This window comes from Armatimonas sp., from assembly GCF_964826245.1.
In genome coordinates, this window is sequence record NZ_CBAYMC010000362.1 from 1 (window position 1) to 3280 (window position 3280).

The 3280-nt window shown below is 56.3% G+C and carries 2 protein-coding genes and 1 pseudogene; 1 reads left to right on the forward strand and 2 read right to left on the reverse strand.

Features of this window, described 5'->3' with window-relative positions; all coding sequences use genetic code 11:
• Both AC1XOS_RS21415 and AC1XOS_RS21420 read right to left on the reverse strand, forming a co-directional pair.
• Positions 1 to 970: hypothetical protein (locus AC1XOS_RS21415; protein WP_481964243.1), on the reverse strand; the 970-nt coding region annotated here is incomplete at its 3' end.
• A gap of 288 nt (positions 971 to 1258) precedes the next feature.
• Positions 1259 to 2434 carry an acyl-CoA reductase gene (locus AC1XOS_RS21420; protein WP_481964244.1) on the reverse strand — a complete coding sequence of 392 codons (1176 nt, stop codon included), beginning with the start codon at positions 2432 to 2434 and terminating at the stop codon, positions 1259 to 1261.
• Positions 2435 to 2458: 24 nt separating this feature from the next.
• On the opposite strand from AC1XOS_RS21420, the pseudogene AC1XOS_RS21425 reads away from it, so the two are divergent.
• A pseudogene (locus tag AC1XOS_RS21425) lies at positions 2459 to 3280 on the forward strand (AAA family ATPase); the annotation flags it as partial.

Sequence of the window (3280 nt, forward strand, 5' to 3'; positions counted from 1 at the left end):
CAACTCCGGTGAGCTTGGGCGCAACATAGGTAACCGTGTTTGGAGCCACACTGACTAGCTGGCCATTAAGAGCACTGGGACCTCCCTGGATACTCCAAACAACATCACTCTCGGCCGTCGGAGCACCAAGAACGGTAGCAGTAAGCGGCAGCGGAAACTCAGAGCCAATGTCTCCTGTGATCGGAGCAACACTCACACTGGTAGCCGATGTTACGTCAACCACAACGGGAGCAGAGGTCGCCGTATCCACACGCACGGTCACAGTCGCTTGGATCGGATGAAGACCCCTTACCTGAGAACCACCATTGACGGCCTCAAGGTTCTGCGGGTCAGCCACGACAGTGAAGAAAGCGCCGCCACGCAGCTCGTTGGTGATGGCAACATCTTGACCATTAAAATTCTTCGCGGAGAACATCAGGTCTTTTGTCTCCCCCACCGCAACACTCTGTCCGGGGAGCAAGGCAATAGACTGGACACCGGTGTAGGTCGAGATGGTTACCGTGAGTGAGCCATCTGCCAGCACGGAAGCAGAGGCCTCGGCGCGACCGATTTCTTCACCACTGGCATCACCGGCGGTATAGAAACGAATCGTCAGAATGGACTGACCAACCCGAGCAGGACGTGGTGAATCGTAGCTCTGGAGAACAGCAGCAGTGCCAGCAGGACGATTTACGACCCAGGAAATATCATTTCCCGAGGCATCCCCTTTTTCCAGCGTAATCCTGGCAGAAAGTGCCGAGGAGAGTCCAACGACGCGACTGCGCGCGCCCCAATCGATCCTGACCTTAAAGGCTGCGGTACGTAGTGGGGTGGGAGTCGGTGTCGCTCCCCCCGGTATTGGTGATGGTGTTGGGTTGGTCACCCCGCCGCCGCTACCACAGCCGGAAGGCAGGAGCGCCAGCAGACCTGTTACCAGCACTGCCGCCGCCGCCGCCAACCAGGAGGATCGCATCCCAGTGCGAATCTGCATGCTGTAAAACCTCTCTTCTCGGTCGTTAGCCAGAGTCAATCCCTAGCTAAAATTGCCGAAAACCTACGCTCGCTTTATTCAAGCCAGTGCAGGTATTTTCCTTCTTTATGTTACGAAAATTTCACGGGGAACCATTGTCCCTTCAAGGACTGCCCCATTCGATTCCAAAGTCGCCGCTATTGTTCCGCAAACCTACCAGTTTTGTCAAGCGGCTCGCCCCCTATCCCTCGATACCTAGGAAACTGAATCCCTCGTCACTGACAAAAATACAGTCACCCCGTGAAGAAGTCATGAAGTCAGCGACTTTGCCAGCCACGCCTGCAAGTCCACGCCTCCATTGCGCCAGTCCAGCGGCGGCGTCTGCATCTCCCCCGCCCGGCAAATCCGCGAAACGCCTTCAGCTTCAATCGCTACTCGCAGTTCTTTGGAGAGTTCTCCGGAGACTCCAATCGAAGAAAGTCTGCCCTTAGCCAAACCAAGAAACTCACCGAACACTGCCAAATCCCCAAGGGGAATCAGATGCAATACGCCAAAACCTGTTGGCTTTGGTAGAACACAACTCTCTTTGTGCACGATAATCGTCCAGCGCAACTCAGGGTCACCAATCACCTCGCAGCCCCCCATAAACGCCAGGTCACGAGCCTCTCGAATACGAAGAATTTCTCCTATCTTAGAGGGCATAAGAACACCAAGTGCTTCCGTCGCACGAGGCATTCCATCGTCCTTTAGGAATTCAATTAGATACTCTAAGCAAGAGTTTTCTACAAAGAGAGCCTGAAGCGAGAGGCAACCTGCCTGACTATAAGTGAGGCAATCTAGCCCGACACCGAATGAAGAAGCGACAGTCAATATAAGAGAATCATTGAACTCTGTAAAAGCATCTTTGCCCGTCCAGAGTCCTACACTGGTCGCGTGCCCAAATCCCTGAAATGGCGTGGTTTCGGGAGTGGCTTCGCGTAGCGCCACCATTGTTTCATCATTGCCATACGCAATCACAGCATCGGCATTCTGGACAAGAGTTTGCGTTCGTGGGTCTTCGCCGGGGAAGAAATCTAAGTGGAGAAAGGCGGCGACTTCGGGGTCAATCCCGGCGAGCGTCTCGACGAAGTGGCGTGTCCAGACAGTCTCATCACGGCTTTGTTTGATAAAGACGGGAATGCCGAGCAGAACGCTGTAGTGGAGCACGGGCCAGGCGAGGAGCGGCGTGTTTCCGGCGAGAATCAGCGCGAGGACGCCTGGCTTCTCTATATTTTCCGGCTCGGAGCAGTGCGGGGCGGAGCGGGCGAGGGCTTCGATTCCTCGCTGGACTTGTGCCCAGGGAAACTGCCCTATCTCTAAAGGCGGCACGAGACAGACTTGCTGCCAAAATCTCTCTAGGGCGGCGAGGCGGCGCTCTACGGGCATTGGAGGACGTTCCCAGAGTTTTGCCAAGGCTTCCCTGACCGTTTGAGGAGTGGTTTCCATACGCCTGAAAGGTATAATACCTCCATGGCACGACGAGATAACCGACGGGGAGATTCGCAGACGCAAGAGAGCGACGAGATGCAGCTGCGGGCTGTGGGACTGGTAGACGAGCTGCTGGCAATGACTTCGCCCTCCGACCCGAAGTACCAGTACCTCCTTCTTCTACGCCACCAGCTCGAAACCGATGAGCGGCAGATGCGCGATGCCCAGGAAGTTCTGGAGCAGTTCGAGGATGCCTACGCCAAGCTCACGGAGACGGCAAGCAAGATCGGGATGTATCTCGGGCCACTGGAAAATAGCAAGAAAGTCTTTCTGGCTGTCGGGGATGGCGAGTACGTGGGAAACGTGGATCCAAAGCTAGAGGCCGACGCGCTGACCATCGGCGATCGCGTGGTTGTCAATGATGCGTTTGCCGTGGTGCAGGTTCTCCCGCCACATGTTGCCGGCCCCCTGGTCAAAGTGGGCGAGGTGCTGGAGGACAACCGGCTCCGGGTTGGCGGCGATACACAAGGGCTCAACTCACGCATTGTCGGGCGGGGCGAGGGGCTTCAGTTTGCCGATCTCAAGGTCGGTGATGAAGTGCGTATGGACCCGACTGGCAAGCTGGCAATGGAGCACTTCCCCAAGGCCGAAAGCAAGGATTTCTTTCTGGAGGAAGTCCCGCAGGTGCCGTGGGACAAAGTGGGCGGCCAAGACGAGGTCATCGAGATTATCCGCGATGCCATCGAGAAGCCCCTACTCTACCCGGAGCTTTACGAAAGATTTGGCAAGCGCCCGCTCAAGGGCATCCTGCTCTACGGCCCTCCCGGCTGTGGCAAGACGCTGATTGGAAAAGCCACGGCCTAC

Excerpts from the sequence above, each read along its gene's own strand:
- AC1XOS_RS21420 (WP_481964244.1), bottom strand. The coding sequence starts at position 2,434 with ATGGAAACCACTCCTCAAACGGTCAGGGAAGCCTTGGCAAAACTCTGG.